Genomic DNA, 17856 nt, shown 5'->3' with positions numbered 1-17856 from the left:
TGACCCGACAGTACCTGCCGACCAGACTGTAAATACCCTCATGGGCGATCATCAGTCACACATAGTCATTCATCACAAAAAGCGGAGGCTCAATGACTCAGCACAGCAAACCTGTTGTTACCGTTCTCACCGCGCCAGGGGAGCAGGAACCGCCGGGGATGGACGCAGTCAGGGCCCGCGCGGATGTGCGTTTTGCCTGTGACGAGCCAACCCTTCGCGACACCCTGCCCGGCACCGACATCATGATGGTGACGGACTTTCGCACAGAGGCCCTGGCGGCCGCCTGGCACACGGCAGACAAGCTGAAATGGATCCACGCTACCAGTGCTGGCGTCGATGCGCTGATGTTCCCGGACCTGATCAAGGGTGATGTCACCGTGACCAATGCCCGGGGCATTTTCGACCGCACCATTGCCGAGTATGTGCTCTGCACCATCCTGATGTTCGCCAAGGATTTCCCGAATTCCATCCGGCTGCAGATGAAGCACCAGTGGAAACATCGGGATACTGAGCGGGCTGAGGGCAAGCAGGTTCTGGTTGTTGGTGCCGGCTCTATCGGCCGCCAGATTGGTCGCCTGGTTGGCGCTGCCGGATTAAAAGCACACGGCATTGCCCGCAAACCGAGAAAAGAGGATCCGGATTTTGTAGCGGTGCACGGCAACGACGATATTTATGAGCAGTTGGGTCACGCGGACTTCGTGGTGATTGCGGCACCTCTGACGCCCCAGACCGAAGGCCTGTTTGACGAGAAAGCCTTCAAGGCCATGAAAAACTCCGCCCGCCTGATCAACATCGGACGCGGGCCGATCGTCAAAACCAATGATCTGATTACAGCCCTCAAAAATGGCGAGATTGCCGGCGCCGGACTCGATGTCTTCGAAGAGGAACCGCTGGCAGAAGATCACCCACTCTGGGACATGGAGAACGTCACCATGACCGCCCACATGGCCGGCGACTTCATCGGCTGGAAGCGGGCCCTGACCGACCAATTCCTGGAGAACTTCGACCGCTGGCACAAGGGCGAGGAGCTGTTCAACCTGGTGGATAAAGAACTGGGATACGCTGGCAGCAAATAACCGACTTTATCCCCCAGTCAAAAAAACGGGAGCCCGAAGGCTCCCGTCTCAAATCCAAACCAGTAAAACCAGATCAGCTACCAGACAACGACTGATCCGAAGGATCGATCTCCATCTGCTGAATCGCAATCACCGCCTGAGTGCGGTTTCGCACCCCAAGCTTCCGGAACACCGCCGTGATATGCGCCTTGATGGTAGCCTCCGACACGTCCAGATCATAAGCTATCTGCTTGTTCAGAAGCCCCTCGGCCAGCATTCCCAGCACCCGGAACTGTTGCGGCGTGAGCGACGCCAGCTTCTCGGAAAAGTCGGTGGCATCCGAATGCATCCGCTCGATCTTGTCAGCCACCCCCTCCGGCAACCACACATCCCCTTCCAGAACAGCCTGAATCGCCTCAGTGATGGTGGGCAGCGGCGCCGACTTCGGAATAAAGCCGGAAGCACCGTAGTCAATCGAGCGACGCATCACCTGCAATTCCTCAGAACCTGACACTACCACTACAGGCAGCCCCGGGTACTGCCCGCGCATGAACACGAGCCCGGAGAAGCCGTGGGCACCCGGCATGTTGAGATCCAGCAGAACCAGATCCGCATCCGGGTGCGACTCTACCGCCGCCTGCAGTGCCTTGATGCTGTCGACTTCCACCGTCTCGGCATCGGGCACCGCCTGACTGACCGCCTGCTTCAATGCTGCGCGAAACAGCGGGTGATCATCAGCGACGATAATTGTTTGTGCCATTCAACAGATTCCTTACAGGTACGTGGCCTGGTAACACACAGGCGTTACTGGTTCGCACGACCGCTGATCAGGTCATCGACTACACCCGGGTCTGCCAGCGTAGACGTATCACCCAACTGGTCGTGCTCGTTAGACGCAATCTTACGCAAAATCCGGCGCATAATCTTGCCAGAACGGGTTTTGGGCAGTCCAGGCGCCCACTGGATCACATCCGGGGAGGCAATCGGACCGATTTCCTTGCGCACCCACTGCACCAGTTCCTTCTTCAGCTCGTCAGAGGGCTCCTCGCCATGAACCAGGGTAACGTAGACATAGATGCCCTGCCCCTTGATTTCATGGGGATAGCCAACAACAGCCGCTTCGGCGACTTTATCATGGGCAACGAGCGCGCTTTCAACTTCCGCGGTACCCAGACGGTGACCGGACACGTTCAGAACGTCATCGACGCGGCCGGTGATCCAATAGTAGCCGTCCTCATCACGACGGGCGCCATCACCTGTAAAGTACATGCCCTTATAGGTGCTGAAATAGGTCTGGGCAAAACGCTCATGATCGCCAAAGATTGTGCGCATCTGGCCCGGCCAGCTGTCCAGGATAACCAGGTTACCCTCGGTCTTGCCTTCGAGGATATTGCCGTCGTTATCCACCAGTGCAGGCTGGACACCGAAGAACGGAACGGTTGCGGAACCCGGTTTCAGATCAATGGCGCCCGGCAGCGGAGAGATCAGGATGCCGCCGGTCTCGGTCTGCCACCAGGTATCCACGATGGGGCACTTGTTGTTGCCGATAACCCGGTGGTACCACTCCCAGGCTTCCGGGTTGATCGGCTCGCCCACCGAGCCCAGCAGTTTCAGGCTTTCGCGGGTGGTGCCGCTCATGCAGGACTCACCTTCCGCCATCAGGGCACGGATTGCGGTCGGCGCGGTGTAAAGGATGTTTACCTTGTGTTTGTCGACCACCTGTCCCATGCGCGAGCTGTCAGGATAGTTAGGCACACCTTCGAACAGAACGGTGATGGCACCGTTGGCCAGCGGGCCATACAGGATGTAACTATGGCCGGTCACCCAGCCAAAATCAGCCGTACACCAGTACACGTCACCCGGGTGATAATCGAACACGTACTCGTGGGTCATGGAGGCATAGACCATGTAACCGCCGGTCGTGTGAAGCACACCCTTCGGTGCGCCTGTGGAGCCAGAGGTGTACAGCATGAACAGCGGATCTTCGGCGTTCATGGGCTCTGGTGGGCAGTCTGCAGATGCAGCCTTCATCAGATCCTCGTAACGCTCGTCACGGGCATCATTCCAGGGCACTTCGGAATTGCCGGTACGGGTCACGACCACCACTTTTTCGACATTGGCGGTGTCTTCGTTCTTGAGGGCGGCATCCACGTTCTTTTTCAACGGGATCTTGCGGCCACCACGAACACCTTCATCCGCGGTCACCACAAAGCGGGACTTGCCGTTAACAATCCGGGCGCCCAGGGCTTCCGGCGAGAAACCACCGAAAACCACAGAGTGAATCGCGCCGATACGAGCACAAGCCAGCATGGCGACGGCTGTCTCGACAATCATCGGCATGTAGATCGTAACAACATCACCCTTTTTCACGCCCAGCCCTTTCAGGACGTTGGCGAATTTGCTGGTTTCTTCGTGCAGTTCGCGATAGGTCACGTTACGCGAATCGGCAGGGTCATCACCTTCAAAGATGATGGCGGTCTGGTCGCCACGCTTCTCCAGATGACGGTCCAGACAGTTGGCGGATGCGTTCAGCTGGCCATCTTCAAACCACTTGATGGACAGATTGTTGTAATCGTAGGTCGTGTTTTTCACCTTGGTGTAAGGCTTGATCCACTCAAGGCGTTTGCCGTGCTCACCCCAGAAGGTATCCGGGTCTTCAACTGACTGACGATACATTTCTTCATACTGTTCCCGGTTCAGAAGGGCCCGCTTGGCCACCTCCGGGCTAACCGGATATACCTGTTTATCAGTCATTGTGCTCCCCCTTTGTCAGAGTCTGTTGTCATTGTCGGTTTTGGAATTCTGAGCGCTGGGACCTTTCCGGCCCTCTATAGACGGATAGCCGTAGTTCAACATGTGTGCCACTACACAATGAATTAGACTAACGTCCTAATGCGCCTGAACTTTTGGCCAAAACTGGCCGGTAACTCACAAGAAAACAAGGGTTATTTGTACCGGACAAAAAAGCTTCTTAAAGGATAGTTCTATCGGGACCAATCGCAAACTGGTGAGGAAAACAGGCCAGGCAACGGCCCGGCCCTGGCGACCGGGCTCAGGTTTTTTACGCCGCTTTCTTTCGGGCCTTGGCCGAACGGAGACTGTAGACCTTACGCTCCTTCAGGGCATACCGGTTAAGCCCGGCAAGGTGGATCTTGCGCAGGTAAACTGCCCAGTCGATCTGGCGGGCATCCACCGGGAACAGCACTTTGTCCAGCTCACCCATGCGCGAGGCCAGGGCCAGCAAATCATCATTGCGGAAGATGTAATCCGGTGCCGTGTAGAAACCGAAAATAGTTGCCAGGGAACGGGTGGTATCAAGGTTCCGAAGCACTTTCAATTCCCGGTTCTGGCCCAATAATTTCAACACCTTCCCGGCAATGCCAAGGGGAATGCGCACTCCGCCCACTACCGCATCAAAAAGCCTGCGATTCACGGCAATGAACGGCCTGGTCGGCTGCCGATAGAACAGCTGGTCATATTCCGCGTAATTTGCCCTGGCTTCCGCCATCAGGTGATCAATGAATTCGCCCAGGGAAACCGGGTTGCAGCTGCCACTGCAGCACTGGTAAACCCGGTGACGCGGGGACTCACCCATCGCCTCGGCGGCAGCCAGGATGATGGCGTTGGCCACCAGGTCAACGGGAATGACATCAATGACCCCGGAACGCTTGCCGGGAAACAGGGTGACCTTCTCTCGGGCATAGGCAAGGATAATGGCGTCTGCCACCTTTACACCTTCAATCCAGCCAGGCGCGGGCTCCTCAAGAGCACTCTCAATAATCGACGGGCGCACAATGGTCAACGCCCTTCCCGAAAGGGCTTTCAGCAAAAGCTGCTCACCCAGCCACTTGGTAAAGGTGTAGGTGTCGCTCCAGCCGTAGTGATTGGCTTCACGAATACCCAGGTCCACCAGTTTCTTTTCCAGCGTCTTTCCGGAATACCGTGACCGGACATCGGCAATCTTGTCTTCCAGCAACCGGACCAGCTCTTCAATCTCGTAGTAGCCTTCCGTGCTGCGAGGAATGGATTCGCCCGCGGGCTTGATGACCGATTCGGTAATCTGGCCGGCGTTCATTCCGTTCACGTAGCAGGTGGACACCTGAAGCACCGCCAAGGACTTGTTCTGCCGCGCCAGCTCGGCAACGTTTTCCAGGCACAGAGTGTTGACCGCCAGGGCCTTGTCCAGCTCTTCACGGAAGTTGACGCTGGCGGCCGAGTTGATCACGGCATCAATATCGCCGGCCAGCTTGCGGAAGCGATCGCCCGACAGACCGAATAATGGTTCGGTGACTTCACCGGTAACGCAATACACCCGATCCTCAATGAAGGATTCAAAAGCCTCCTGATCCTCCTGGCGAAGACGGTCAAATACCGACGATGTAGCAATCTCATCGAGAAAACGCCCCCGGGCATCCCGGTGGCGCTTGTTACCACGGATCAGCAGGTGAATGCCGCCGATATCGGGAACGGCGCGAATCAGCTTTTCCAGTACCACCTTGCCAAGAAATCCGGTGGTACCGGTAATCAGTACGTGCTTTCCGCGGAGCTGTTCGAGTGCTTTCGATGATGCCCCGGGATTCAGCTGCTGTGTTGCCATGGGAGAACTCCTTCTCTATTCAAATTCATCGCCGGCGCATACCTGCCGGCAGGGGAAAGTTTGCGAATCAGGTACAAAAGAGCCACTGCATATTGCGGGCCACGATTCAGGTTTATGCTCAATAGATTCAGATTTATGCTCAATACTTGCACAACTTCGGTGACAGAGTGGTGACACACAGCAAAGTTACGCTACAAAAAGCGCTAATAAAATGACGGAAAAGGAGGTAGGTTTTTCTGCGTATCAGGAGCGGCCCTGATCATTGCCCGAGAGTGACCGCAGAAGCCGATCCAGGGAAATATCCGCGGGCTGCTCCTTCAACACGCGCACCAAACGATCCTGCTCTCCAAAGCTGATACGGTCATAAAAGGGCTCGCGCAGAACCGAAGAAGCAGGTTCCGGTTTCCTTGCTTCTCGTGGCGGGGGCGAAATCTGGTCAGCAAGCTCCCGCAGGTGTGTGGCCAGGTGGTTCTTACGCTCCGGATCGAGGTTTTCCCACGGAAAAGACCCCAGTCCAGTCTGGACGATTTCAATCGCATCGCTGTCCAATGCGCTCCCCAGGAGTGCAAAAAGCCGGGTAAATGCTTCATAACGCAGCATCGGGTCGACGGGCGCCTGGGCGAACACCGACTCCAGTTGGCTCACCGCACTCAGGCACTGCGTTTTAGCATCTGGAATTTCCTCTTCCGCCGTTTTTCCGGGCGCGGCAACCGGGGCAGGTGTAACGTCCGCCTCCCTGCGAGACACCTTGTGCCAGTATGCCGCGATACCGGCCTTTCGCCTGGGAAGCTGGGACAGTCGCACATTCAGCATATCCGCGAGGGTATGAAATTGACGGCAGGATGGGTCTGACACCGGCAGCAGTGCAACGGGCTTCTGGTTCAGAACCGACTGACGGAGAGTTTCGTCCCGCCATATTCCGCCCATATAATGCAGGGAAATCCCCAGATGGCGTTGTGCGGCTGCATCAAGGCGCTGAAACACGGAGCGGGCCTGACTGGCCCCCTGGGCCATGTTGACGAGAATACTCGGGATCCGGTTGTAGCCCCTGCGCCGAAGAACCTTGATCAGGGAGAAGGCGTCTGTCAGGGAAGCCGGATCCGGGGTTACCACCATGCAGGCCAGCTCCGTGGCCGCGATCATATGAAGCCCCGCCGCCTGAAGACCCGCCGCCGTATCGGTAATAACATAGTCGTACCGATTTTCGAGGTTGTACAGAGCCCGGAGAACGCGCAGGCTCTCAGCCGGCCCCATGTCCATACATTCCTGAACCCCGGAGGCCCCGGGAACAATGTGGAGACCGTAGTCGGTCTCGAGAATGATGTCCTCCAGCCGGCATTCCCCGGCCATGACGCTGGCAAGGGTTTTCCGGGGATACAGACCCACCATGATGCTGACATTGGCCAGATCCGTGTCACCGTCCAGAAGCAAAACCCGCTTATCCTGCCTCGCGAGGGTGAGAGCCAGATTCAGGGCGACGGAGGTTTTGCCCACCCCACCCTTCCCACCGGCAATGGCGATGGTTCGGGGTTGGTTCGGATTGTGTTTTACAGGTTCTCTGGCAGTCGTCACCGGCAATCTAGGTCCCTGATTTTACGGTTGCAGGCTATTTAACCTGTCAAAATTCTACACATATCACGAATCAGATAATATATTGCTTAAAAAAACAGCAACAAGTATTTAATAACGACGGTTTATTGTCTAAGCTCTTTCCGGACAAGAGTGAACGATTCGTCAAATACCGATTTGTTACGTCGCACGGCAGATAGGCCTATGCAGATTGCGCCTGATTTACAGTTACCGAGCCTTCCGGAAGTGACCTTGCGGGCGCTGGATGCTTGTCATCGGGACGAAAGCTACCGGACCATCAGCGAGATTGTCTCCGCCGACACCGCTCTGGTCGCCCGCATACTCGCGCTAGCCAATTCCGCGCTTTACGGCCCTTCCACACCAATCCGGTCGGTGGATCAGGCGTTGCTGAGGCTGGGTACCCGGCGATTCCATACGCTCGTACTTACCGCTGCCCTGCGCCAGCTGCTGTTCGAACTCGGGGGTGACGAGTGGCAGCAACTCAGGGATTTCTGGCGGCACTCACTGACCACTGCGCTGACCGCACAGGCGCTTGCCACCCTCACCCGTTACCCGGAGCCGGACGAAGCGTTCATGCTGGGCATGCTTCACAACATCGGTGAACTGATCGCTATTAAAACGCCAGCAACCGAAACGAAGCAACACTATCTTGATCATCAATCCGATATTGCCGCCGAGCTTGTCTCTTCCTGGGGGTTGGGACCGATGGCCGCCGATGCCATGCGATACCAGCAGGCCCTCCCTTCGGAGCTGCGGGATGCCGGCCACCTGGTGAAGCTGATCAGCCTGGCTAACCGGCTGGCGCTTTCCGATGCCGCCGGCATTGCGGCGGCAGGTACGGTATTCGGGCTGAATGAGGAGCTCACCCGCGAGATCAATCGCCGGATCGGACATGAAGTATCCGGAATGGCAGCGTCTCTTGGCATTCCCCTTGATGAGGAATACAACGGCGAAAGCGCGTCCAGGCAACTGAAGCAGACCATTCTGCGCCAGGCCATGGCCAGCCAGGCAATCAATCTTGCCGATGTAACCGGTGAAACCGAGGACATCCTTGCCGAAACGGTCAACAGCCTGACCCTGATTACCGGCCTGCCCGCCCTGTGCTTTGGCCATACCGGGGACAACCTGGTGCTTCTGTCCGGAACAATTGGCGATATCCCGGATCTGGCCGTGACCGCCAAACCGGGCGGCAGCGTACTGACCGAGGCCTTTGTTTCGGGAGTGCCCGTCAGCCTCGGTGAGCGTTCACCGACGGTGCTCGACAGGCAGCTGCTATCCTTGTTACACACCCCGTCGCTTTTGGCTGTCCCGGTCGTCAGTGGCGACGACTGTCCGGGAGTCTTTGCCCTGGGCACCGACAACGATCAATTGCCGACCACGCTGGAACTGGCAGACATTTTCACCCGCCAGCTGTCTTCTGTACTCGCAAACCGGCCACTCCCGGACAAAGAGGCCGGGACTGACGGTAAACGGCTGGACCAGGAAATAGCCCGTGACCGGCTACTCAGACAGGTCCATGAGGTCAGCAATCCCCTGACCATCATCCGGCAGTACATTTATCAGCTCAGAGGCCGGCTGGAGGATACCGACGTTCAGCAGGAACTGGACGTGATCCGGGATGAGCTGGACCGGGCCGGAAATCTTTTGCTGCAGATGAGTCACACGGACACTACGGATCACGATGCCGACGTCGTTGAACTGAATGCGGAGCTGGAAAGCCTCGCCCGGATTCTGGAAGACAGTCTGTTCAGCTCCGAAAGCCGTCAACTGACGCTGAAACTTTGCAACCAGCCAACGCTGGTTGCCGCCGGCACCACCCGGATTCGCCAGGTTGTGATCAATCTGATCCGCAATGCAGCCGAGAGTCTTCCGGATGAAGGTGGTATGGTAGAGGTCCGCACGTCTTGCCCGGTGTGGCAGAATCAGCGCACCTGGGTGGAAATGGAGATCACGGACACGGGCACCGGAATACCCGGTGAAATCAGGGACACCCTGTTTTCACCGGCAAGGACCACAAAAGGAGAGGGTCACAGCGGTTTGGGCCTGAGCATTGTGAAACAGCTTGTTGATGACATGGAGGGCATCATTGCTTGTCGCACGGGACAGGAAGGCACCACCTTCAGGATTCTGTTTCCCGCGGCCAGCCATAAAAAAAATGAGACCGACTGACGCAGAAACAACGGACACAGACCGATGGCACCTGAACTCACTGATCAGCCTTTCCGTGACGGGTTAACGGCACGGATACTGGTGGCAGATGACGAACCCCGCCTGCTGGACACCCTGGCTTCGCTGCTGCGCAGTCGTGGTTACGACGTATCGGAAGCCCACGGTGGCAGGAAAGCCTGCGAATTGATCGACCGGCAGGGGTTCGACCTGGCGCTACTGGATCTGCGGATGCCGGAGGTGAACGGGTTTGATGTCATGGCCCACCTTGCCAACGGACAACCGGAATGCGGCGTGATCGTTATCAGCGGCGAAAGTTCCTTCAGCTCAGTCAGCAGGGCGCTCCGGCGGGGCGCCCTGGACTATATCCGCAAGCCCTTTGACCCGGAGGAATTGCTGGCGACTGTCGAAAACGTCATCGGCAAAAAGTCCCTCCTCAAAGCCCACGAACACATCCAGCTCCGACTGGAAAAATCCGAAGCCCTGCACCGGTACATCGTCAACAGCTCCCCGGATATCGTCTTCATGCTCGACCAAAAAGGTCATTTCTGTTTTGTAAACAGCAAGGTGGAGAGTTTGCTGGGATATCAGCCATCGGAACTCTGTGGGCAGCATTTCCGGCATATCCTCGACGACCGGGATGTTACCCGGGGAACCATGGCCCTGAAGGGCCCCAATATCACCGCAGACACCCCGAGAACCCTGGAAGTCCGGCTGAAAACCCGTGGCAGCCGCCGGGCAACCCGCCACTTCGAGATCACTGCCTTCCCCATTGACCCGCAGACCTGGCCCCATTCCGGGACGACCCAGGGCGGTGGCAATGGCAACGGTGCTCAATATTACGGTACCGCCCGGGATGTGACCGAACGGAAAGAAGCTGAGGCGTTTATCAACTTCCAGGCATACCACGACCTGCTAACCCGCCTGCCAAACCGGGCCCTGTTCAAGGACCGCCTTGAACTGGCGATCACCCATGCCAAACGCGACGGCCAGAAACTGGCGGTGATGTTCCTTGACCTGGATCGTTTCAAGGTAATCAACGATACCCTGGGGCACGCCATGGGGGACCGTTTGCTGCAGGCAGTGACCCACAGGCTGGAAAAATGCCTGCGCAAGGGTGATACCCTGTCCCGGTTCGGTGGTGATGAATTCACTCTGTTGCTGCCATCCATCCACAACCATGAGGATGCGAGGCAAATTGCAAAAAAACTGATTGATGCACTGCGCGCGCCTTTCCAGCTGGGCGATCATGAGGTGTTTGTCGGCGTAAGCATTGGTATTTCCATCTTCCCGGAGGCCGGCGAAACCATGGATCACCTGATCCAGAACGCCGATATTGCCATGTACCACGTGAAGGCCAAGGGCAAGGACAGCTATCGCTTCTATTCCGAAAGCATGAGCATCGACACCGCCAACCGTCTGAACCTGGAGAGGGATCTGCGCCAGGCGCTGGAGCGTGACGAATTGCGGGTTTTCTACCAGCCCCAGATGTGCTCGACCAGCAACCGGGTCGTTGGGCTTGAGGCACTGGTGCGTTGGCAGCACCCTGAACGGGGACTGCTCTACCCCCGGGATTTCCTGCCGCTGGCAGAGGAAACCAAGCTCATTGGCCAGCTCAGTGAGCGTGTTCTCGACCAGGCCTGCCAGGACGTCGGGCACTGGATTCGCTCAGGGCGCCCAGATCTCCGCCTGGCAGTCAACCTGTCTCCCATCCAGGTGGAGCACTCCCGGTTTGTGGAGACCCTGATGCAGCAGGTCGAGGCTCACAACTTCCCGGCCGGCAACCTGGAGATTGAAATCACCGAAAACGTGATCATGAATGATCTGGAGCAGATCAGTCAGAAACTCCGGGAACTGGCCTCTTTCGGCGTGCGGATTGCGATTGATGACTTCGGCACTGGCTATTCCTCCCTGAACTACCTGCATCGCCTGCCCATCCATACCCTGAAGGTGGACCAGTCCTTCATAAAGGCCATTCGCAGCGGCGACGACGGCGCCTGCATCGTGAATGCCATAGTCGCCATGGCCCACGGCCTCAAGCTCGAGATTATTGCGGAAGGTGTGGAAACCGACGAACAACTTGAGTACCTCAGAAGTCTTGGCTGTCATCAGGTCCAGGGCTTCTTCTACGGGCCGGCACGGCCCGCGGCCGAGATTTCAAAAATCCTCGGAATCACCAAGGCCCGAGAAGCCTCGTTCGGATAGGCGATTATTTATTGTCGGACACTCCGATATAAAACCGCGATCTGGTTTGCAAAGTATTGCAGTACGTTACTTTGTGTATCCGGAAATGCGCATTACTGCACATATTTCTCCCACCCTGTTCTCTAAGCTCAAATCCATCAGGCGTTGACCACCGAAATGTCCGACAGTCTGTCGGGTCAAAAACGACAACAACGGTGGCGGCATCCAGGGAACAAGAACAGGCAGCAGTCATCATGCGCGACAAGTACAAGTACATTGGCCCCGTCTACGATTTTCTGAGCAACCTCTACAGCGGCAAGAACATACACCACTGCAAAACTGCCATGCTGGACGTTGAAACCGTCAAACCCGGAGACAGGATTCTGTTTGCCGGTGTTGGCCATGGCCGGGACGCCATTCGTGCAGCTGAACTGGGTGCGGACGTTACCGTGGTAGACCTGTCAGAAACCATGTTGCGCAAGTTTGGCGAAGCCCAGCAGAAGGAGGCCCCTCACCTGACTATCCGCCGTATCCACTGCGACATCATGAAGGTGGACGAGTTCGAGCAGTACGACATGGTGGTGGCCAACTTCTTCCTCAACGTGTTTGATGAAGACATGATGGTCCGGGTCCTGGAGCACCTCATTCGTCTTGGCAAGCCAGACGCCAGAGTGGTTGTCGGCGACTTTTGCTACCCCACCGGCAACATCCTCTCCCGGATGTTCAAGAAGCTTTACTGGTACATGGCCGTATTCATCTTCTGGCTGTTTGCCAATAACGCATTCCACAAGATCTACAACTACCCCGAGCACATGCAGCGCCTGGGTCTCCAGGTCACCGAGAAGAAGCATTTCAAGCTTCTGAATATGAACTGTTACTGGTCCATTCTCGGACGCAAGCAGGCCTGAGTAGCGTCGCTCAAGGATCGCCCAACAAAAAAATAATCGGGGAGCAGTAGCATGTCGGATCAGATACTCGCACTGGACAGAATCAGCACACTGGATAGCGGTTCGTTCACCTTCAGCGAACGGGTTGGTTATCTGAAGAAGTTCGGAACCCACTCCCAGTCCTTCTCGACGCTGCAGCCGGGCATGCAGTATTTTGATGTGCCGGGCATTGGCTATATCGCCTACATGCGGAAATGGGGCGGGACATTTGTCCTCTCGGACCCGGTTTGTGCGCCGGGCGATTTCGGTCGGCTGCTGGAGAGCTTTCATCGGCGCTTCCCGAACGCCAGTTACATTCAGGTATCAAAGCCGGTGGTGGATTTTCTGCATCTGCGCTTTGGTCTCTATGGCACCCAGTTCGGCAGCGAATCCCGAATCGATCTTGCCCGGTGGTCCCTCAGCGGGAAAAAGAAACAGGTGCTCAGAACCGCGCTGAACCAGGCGGAAAAAAATGGCATCACCGTCATGGAACGTTTCAGCGACGATCACACCCGGGAGATCTCCGAGGCCTGGATACGCACCCGCAAGTGTAAAAGCAATGAGATCCGCTTTCTGATCCGGCCCATGGAAATGGAATACCGGGAAAATGAACGGCATTTCTATGCCTATCAGGATGGCAAGGCAGTCGGCTTTATCTACTTTGATCCGATTTACCGCAACAACGAGATCATCAGCTATGTGCCCAATATTTCCCGGGCCAATGCCGACTTTCGCCAGGGCATTTTCTACACCCTGATGGCCCATGCCATAGGCGTTTTCAAGACCGAGGGCGTGCCCTATCTGGATCTGGGACTGATTCCCCTGTCGCTTGATCCGGCGACCGAACATCAAGAGAGCCGCCTGCTCAAACGCCTGCTGCACGGGCTCTATGAGAAAGGCAACTTCCTTTACAACTTCAAAGGGCTGGAGTTCACCAAGTCACGCTTTCGGGGCGACAGCTTCAAGACCTATTGCTGCCACAAACGGTCGATTCCGGCGCTGGAATTTCTCGCCATGTTCAAGCTCACCCGGCTTCTATAGCCACCGGGCGCTGGTCGGGCCAGTCTCCGCACACCCGCCGGGGAGACAGGCCCAGCCCGGACATGAAGCCGGCGATTCCTTCCGGGGACGGGCCGGAAAACAGGGCAGCAGTGACCGGCAAGTGTACCGGCTCCGCAATGGATCTCTCGGCGACGGCAAGCTGGTCTGTCTGTTCCAGCAGCCAGGCTACCCGCCGAGCGATCGCCTCTCCTGAATCCACCCAGAACCGAACCGCCGGCAGGCTCCGCTTCAGGCTTTCCAGTAACAGGGGATAGTGGGTACAGCCCAGCACTACCGTATCCACCTCTGCGTCACGAAATGCCTCCATGGCATCTGCCAGTTCGCGGGCCGGCACCACACCGCCGGCAACCAGCTCTTCCGCCCAGCGCACCAGGCCGGGATGCCCGATACGCTCCACCCGGCAATCACCGGCAAATTCCTCGATCAGTCTGTCCAGATAGGGTCTGCGGACTGTGGCCGGCGTTGCAAGGAGCCCGATACGCCGGTTCCGGGTTTTCGCCGCCGCGGGCTTGATCGCTGGCACCACCCCCACAACCGGCACCGATGTTCTCCCACGCAGATGGGGCAATACCACGGTACTGGCCGTGTTACAGGCGACCACGATGACATCGGCGGGGTATTGCTCAAGGGCACGGGCAATCAGGGTGCAGCAGCGTTCAATCACTACCGGTTCCGACTTGTCGCCGTAAGGAAATCCAGCGTTGTCCGCCAGGTAGGTCAGGTCCGCGCCCGGCAGGTACCGGTGAATGCAGGCAGCAACACTCAGACCGCCGACACCGGAATCGAACACCAGAACCCTGGGCGGCGCCTGATCGTTCAAACCGGAATGCCTCCCCGGGAAATTTCCTTCTCCATAGCCCGGATCAGACGGCCTGAAATCGTGGTTTCCGGCGGCACCGGCGGTGTGTCACCCGGTAAAAACCAGTCGGCATCGGCGAGCTCGTCTTCCTGCAACACCAGGTTCCCTCCGGCGTAATCAGCGAAGAATCCAACCATCAACTGGTGCGGGAAGGGCCAGGGCTGCGACGCGTGGTACCGGATATTGGTCACATCCAGGCCGGTCTCCTCTTTCACCTCCCGGCAAACAGCCCCTTCCAGGCTCTCCCCCGGCTCAACAAATCCGGCGATCAGGCTGTAGAAGTGGCGTTTGACCCGTGACGACCTGGCCAGCAACAGGCGGTCATCCCGACGGATAACAACAATAACGCAGGGGGCGAGCCTCGGGTACCAGGGAATCCCGCAGGCTTCACACCATCTGGCACGCTCCCGGGCATGAAAACCGGTTTTCTCACCGCAGCGCCCACAATACTGGTGGTCACGCCACCACTGCCAGACCTGGAAACCGGTACTCAGCATATCCGCGGGGGCATCGTTCATCATCAGCAGGGCCTCCCTCAGGGGAATGATCTCCTGTTGTTCAACCGCGCTTTCCGGCAACTCGGTCACGAATACATCGCGACCGCCGAAGGTTCCCACAGAGACGGCATCGGACAGGACATCCCCGAACAGCGCGCTGTCCCGGGGATGCAGCCAACCGTTACCGGGCTTCACCACGCCCGATCCCGCAAGCGCCAGAATCAGGTCGTTCTGCTCCGGCGGTCTGTTTGTCCAGCCGGGTTTCCACTGAGTCATCGAGACCACCATCTGATGTGCTGCCTGAGTGATTATAAGACCAAACTGAAATGTACCACATTGCCTTGCTGGCCAAGAATGCAACCTCGGCTTTCCGCTCTGTACTCAACCAAGTAAACTTGGCACCTGTCTTTTCAACGGAGTTGCACTTTATGCGTCTTTACCAGGGCATTCGCAGCCTGATCCTGACCCTTTTTCGCAAGATACTGTTTATCTGGGTCCGGACAGATGTCAGCGGCAACAGCGTTGACGCCCTCGCCCTGGATCCGGACACGCCGGTATGTTACGTGCTTCAGTACAGCTCCCTATCCGGCCGGCTGGTTCTGGAGCAGGAAGTGATCCGGGCCGGATTACCCGGAGCGGCAGAAGCCCTGCCGGTTAAAAACGGACCGTCGCATTCTTTCTTCTTTCTGTACCGCCGGATTGGCGGTTTTTTCCGGGGGCGCCAGGCACCGGCGCCTACCAGCGAGTTCCAGGCTCTGGTTCACTACGGCCTCGAACACCCGGATCAGGATGTCCAGATCGTTCCGGTTTCCCTGTTCTGGGGCCGCTCCCCGGACAAGGAGAAATCCCTGGTAAAACTGTTGCTGTCTGACACCTGGTCCATTGCCGGCAGGCTGCAGAAACTTCTGATCATTATGGTCCACGGCCGCAACACCTACGTTCAGTTCAATCAGCCCCTCTCGCTCAAGCAGGTTATTGATGAATACCGGCATAACGAAGAGCGCGCCAACCGGAAACTGGCCCGGATACTCAGAACCCACTTCCGCCGGGTACGCCAGGCTGTACTGGGACCAGACCTGTCACACCGCCGCACCCTTGTCGCAGGCCTGGTGCGGACCCAGTCAGTAAAGGAAGCGATCCGGGAAACGGCCGCCAAAGATGATATCCCGCCGGAAAAGGTTCGCGCCAAAGCCTACAAGTATGCCGACGAAATTGCCGCCAACATGTCCGTCGTCACCATTCGCGTTCTTGAGGTGGTGTTGTCGCGGCTGTGGAACCGGATCTACAAAGGCATCGCCATCAACAACATCCGGGTGGTGAAAGACGTCGCCCAGGACAATGCTGTCGTTTACGTACCCTGCCATCGTTCCCACATCGACTACCTGCTGTTGTCCTACGTGCTCTACAAAAACGGCCTGATGCCGCCGCACATTGCTGCAGGGGTCAACCTCAATATGCCCGTCGTGGGGCCCATTCTGCGTCGGGGCGGCGCCTTTTTCATGCGCCGCAGCTTCAAGGACAACCCGCTGTACGCCACCGTGTTCAACGAATACATGCATGTAATGTTTTCCCGGGGTTACTCGGTGGAGTATTTTGTCGAGGGTGGCCGAAGCCGCACAGGCCGGATGCTGCAACCCCGGCCCGGGATGCTGGCAATGACAGTACGCAGTTTCCTTCGGGATCACCGCAAGCCCATCGTGTTCGTCCCCGTTTACATTGGCTACGAAAAGGTTATGGAGGGCCGCTCGTATCTGGGTGAACTTCGCGGCAAGAAAAAAGAAAAAGAGAGTGTCTTCGGGTTGGCCAAAACGGCGCGTAAACTCAGCAATTCCTTCGGTCGCGTGGCGGTCAACTTCGGTGAGGCCATTCACCTTTCCGACGTTCTGGATGATGTCCATGACAGCTGGCGCGAGGAAGCCTACGACGCCGGGCACCGCCCGGCCTGGCTCAACACTGCCGTATCCGAACTCGCATTCCGGGTAGCCTCCAGCATCAATGCCTCTGTCGCGGTTAATCCGATTGGCATGGCCGCAACGGTTCTGCTCGGGACCGAGCGTCTGGCGATGGACGAAGGCCAGTTGATCCGGCTGATGGATCAGTACGCCGCCCTGCTGAAAGCCTTTCCCTATGCCGCGACGGTCACCCTGCCCGAAGGCAGCGGTAAAGACTGGGTGGCCTACTGTGAGGGCATGGGGCTGATTAACCGCCAGCCCCAGAAGCTGGGCGATATCATCGCCCTGGAAGGCAGCAATGCCATTCTGATGACCTACTACCGCAACAATATCCAGCACCTGTTCGCGCTGCCTTCACTGATTGCCAGCCTCTTTGAGAACAAGGATTCCCTGAGGCGAGAGAAGATCGTGTTCCTGGCCAGCGTGGCCTATCCCTACCTGCAATCCGAGCTGTTCCTGAAGTACCACTCGGATGAGACCGAAACCGTCATCAATCAATGGATCGATGTTCTGATAGCCCAGGATTTGCTCAAGCCTCTGGACGACGACCGGATTGGCCGGCCAGACGAAGGCACCGAGGCCATGCTGAGGTTGCGTGTGCTGTCACGTTTTATCATCCAGACGGTAGAGCGCTACCATATCGCGCTCGGCATCCTCCGGAAATACGGCTCGGGCAAGATCAGTGCGGCAGAACTGGAAGAGCAGAGCGCACTGCTGGCCGAACGCATGTCGATCCTGTTTGGCCTGAATGCACCGGAGTTCTTCGACAAGAGCCTGTTCCGGAACTTCATAGCCAACATGCAGAAGAACGGCGTGATCACCACCGATGATAACGGCTTGCTGTGTTATGGCGAGGGGCTGGATGAGGTGGCAGAGGATGCACGGCTGGTGCTGGGCGTCGAGAAGCGACAGGCGATTCAGCAGGTCACGATGATGGGAGCCTGAGGGGCGCTTCACAGGGTAACCAA

General features: G+C 57.4%; 12 protein-coding genes. 6 read left to right on the top strand and 6 right to left on the bottom strand.

What is annotated here, in order from left to right:
• The first annotated feature begins 92 nt into the window (after nt 1-92).
• The gene (locus NLK58_RS18695) at nt 93-1076 is read left to right on the top strand and encodes a D-2-hydroxyacid dehydrogenase (RefSeq protein WP_201257871.1); all 984 of its coding nucleotides are present in this window, start codon (nt 93-95) and stop codon (nt 1074-1076) included.
• A 73-nt stretch (nt 1077-1149) separates the two neighbouring features.
• Here NLK58_RS18695 and NLK58_RS18690 read toward each other — a convergent pair whose 3' ends face one another.
• From NLK58_RS18690 to NLK58_RS18675, 4 genes are all read right to left on the bottom strand, one after another.
• Nucleotides 1150-1815, bottom strand: a complete 666-nt coding sequence (locus tag NLK58_RS18690; RefSeq protein ID WP_064227147.1) for a response regulator transcription factor — start codon at nt 1813-1815, stop codon at nt 1150-1152.
• A 44-nt stretch (nt 1816-1859) separates the two neighbouring features.
• Nucleotides 1860-3809 carry an acetate--CoA ligase gene (acs, locus tag NLK58_RS18685; RefSeq protein ID WP_341581440.1) on the bottom strand — a complete coding sequence of 650 codons (1950 nt, stop codon included), beginning with the start codon at nt 3807-3809 and terminating at the stop codon, nt 1860-1862.
• A gap of 307 nt (nt 3810-4116) precedes the next feature.
• A complete protein-coding gene (locus NLK58_RS18680) occupies nt 4117-5652 on the bottom strand; it encodes a fatty acyl-CoA reductase (RefSeq protein WP_117619827.1) in 1536 nt (511 codons plus the stop codon).
• 243 nt (nt 5653-5895) lie between these two features.
• Nucleotides 5896-7146: an AAA family ATPase gene (locus NLK58_RS18675; protein ID WP_341581439.1), complete on the bottom strand. Its 1251-nt coding sequence runs from the start codon at nt 7144-7146 to the stop codon at nt 5896-5898.
• A gap of 279 nt (nt 7147-7425) precedes the next feature.
• Between NLK58_RS18675 and NLK58_RS18670 the strand changes: the two genes are divergently transcribed.
• From NLK58_RS18670 to NLK58_RS18655, 4 genes are all read left to right on the top strand, one after another.
• Nucleotides 7426-9411, top strand: coding sequence for an HDOD domain-containing protein (locus NLK58_RS18670; RefSeq protein ID WP_117619826.1), 1986 nt, complete (start codon nt 7426-7428; stop codon nt 9409-9411).
• Nucleotides 9412-9435: 24 nt separating this feature from the next.
• On the top strand, nt 9436-11613 hold the full coding sequence (locus tag NLK58_RS18665) for an EAL domain-containing protein (protein ID WP_341581438.1): 2178 nt from the start codon (nt 9436-9438) through the stop codon (nt 11611-11613).
• Nucleotides 11614-11846: 233 nt separating this feature from the next.
• Entirely contained in the window at nt 11847-12500 is a 654-nt protein-coding gene (locus NLK58_RS18660) for a class I SAM-dependent methyltransferase (protein WP_117619824.1), read from the top strand.
• 51 nt (nt 12501-12551) lie between these two features.
• Nucleotides 12552-13559, top strand: a complete 1008-nt coding sequence (locus tag NLK58_RS18655; protein ID WP_117619823.1) for a DUF2156 domain-containing protein — start codon at nt 12552-12554, stop codon at nt 13557-13559.
• Here NLK58_RS18655 and murI read toward each other — a convergent pair.
• Entirely contained in the window at nt 13543-14400 is an 858-nt protein-coding gene (gene murI / locus NLK58_RS18650) for a glutamate racemase (RefSeq protein WP_341581437.1), read from the bottom strand. The genes NLK58_RS18655 and murI overlap by 17 nt on opposite strands.
• Nucleotides 14397-15212: an NAD(+) diphosphatase gene (gene nudC / locus NLK58_RS18645; protein ID WP_341581436.1), complete on the bottom strand. Its 816-nt coding sequence runs from the start codon at nt 15210-15212 to the stop codon at nt 14397-14399. Before nudC ends, murI begins: the two co-directional genes overlap by 4 nt.
• A gap of 152 nt (nt 15213-15364) precedes the next feature.
• On the opposite strand from nudC, the gene plsB reads away from it, so the two are divergent.
• Nucleotides 15365-17833 carry a glycerol-3-phosphate 1-O-acyltransferase PlsB gene (gene plsB, locus NLK58_RS18640; protein ID WP_341581435.1) on the top strand — a complete coding sequence of 823 codons (2469 nt, stop codon included), beginning with the start codon at nt 15365-15367 and terminating at the stop codon, nt 17831-17833.
• Nucleotides 17834-17856: the final 23 nt, after the last annotated feature.

The organism is Marinobacter metalliresistant (assembly GCF_038098645.1).
Taxonomy (GTDB): Bacteria; Pseudomonadota; Gammaproteobacteria; order Pseudomonadales; family Oleiphilaceae; genus Marinobacter; species Marinobacter metalliresistant.
Note: the sequence above shows the minus strand (reverse complement) of the source record. Positions and strands in the feature narration are given on the sequence as shown.

Excerpts from the sequence above, each read along its gene's own strand:
- plsB (WP_341581435.1), top strand. The coding sequence starts at position 15,365 with ATGCGTCTTTACCAGGGCATTCGCAGCCTGATCCTGACCCTTTTTCGC.
- acs (WP_341581440.1), bottom strand. The coding sequence starts at position 3,809 with ATGACTGATAAACAGGTATATCCGGTTAGCCCGGAGGTGGCCAAGCGG.
- NLK58_RS18670 (WP_117619826.1), top strand. The coding sequence starts at position 7,426 with ATGCAGATTGCGCCTGATTTACAGTTACCGAGCCTTCCGGAAGTGACC.
- NLK58_RS18665 (WP_341581438.1), top strand. The coding sequence starts at position 9,436 with ATGGCACCTGAACTCACTGATCAGCCTTTCCGTGACGGGTTAACGGCA.
- NLK58_RS18680 (WP_117619827.1), bottom strand. The coding sequence starts at position 5,652 with ATGGCAACACAGCAGCTGAATCCCGGGGCATCATCGAAAGCACTCGAA.
- NLK58_RS18695 (WP_201257871.1), top strand. The coding sequence starts at position 93 with ATGACTCAGCACAGCAAACCTGTTGTTACCGTTCTCACCGCGCCAGGG.
- nudC (WP_341581436.1), bottom strand. The coding sequence starts at position 15,212 with ATGACTCAGTGGAAACCCGGCTGGACAAACAGACCGCCGGAGCAGAAC.
- NLK58_RS18655 (WP_117619823.1), top strand. The coding sequence starts at position 12,552 with ATGTCGGATCAGATACTCGCACTGGACAGAATCAGCACACTGGATAGC.
- NLK58_RS18660 (WP_117619824.1), top strand. The coding sequence starts at position 11,847 with ATGCGCGACAAGTACAAGTACATTGGCCCCGTCTACGATTTTCTGAGC.
- NLK58_RS18690 (WP_064227147.1), bottom strand. The coding sequence starts at position 1,815 with ATGGCACAAACAATTATCGTCGCTGATGATCACCCGCTGTTTCGCGCA.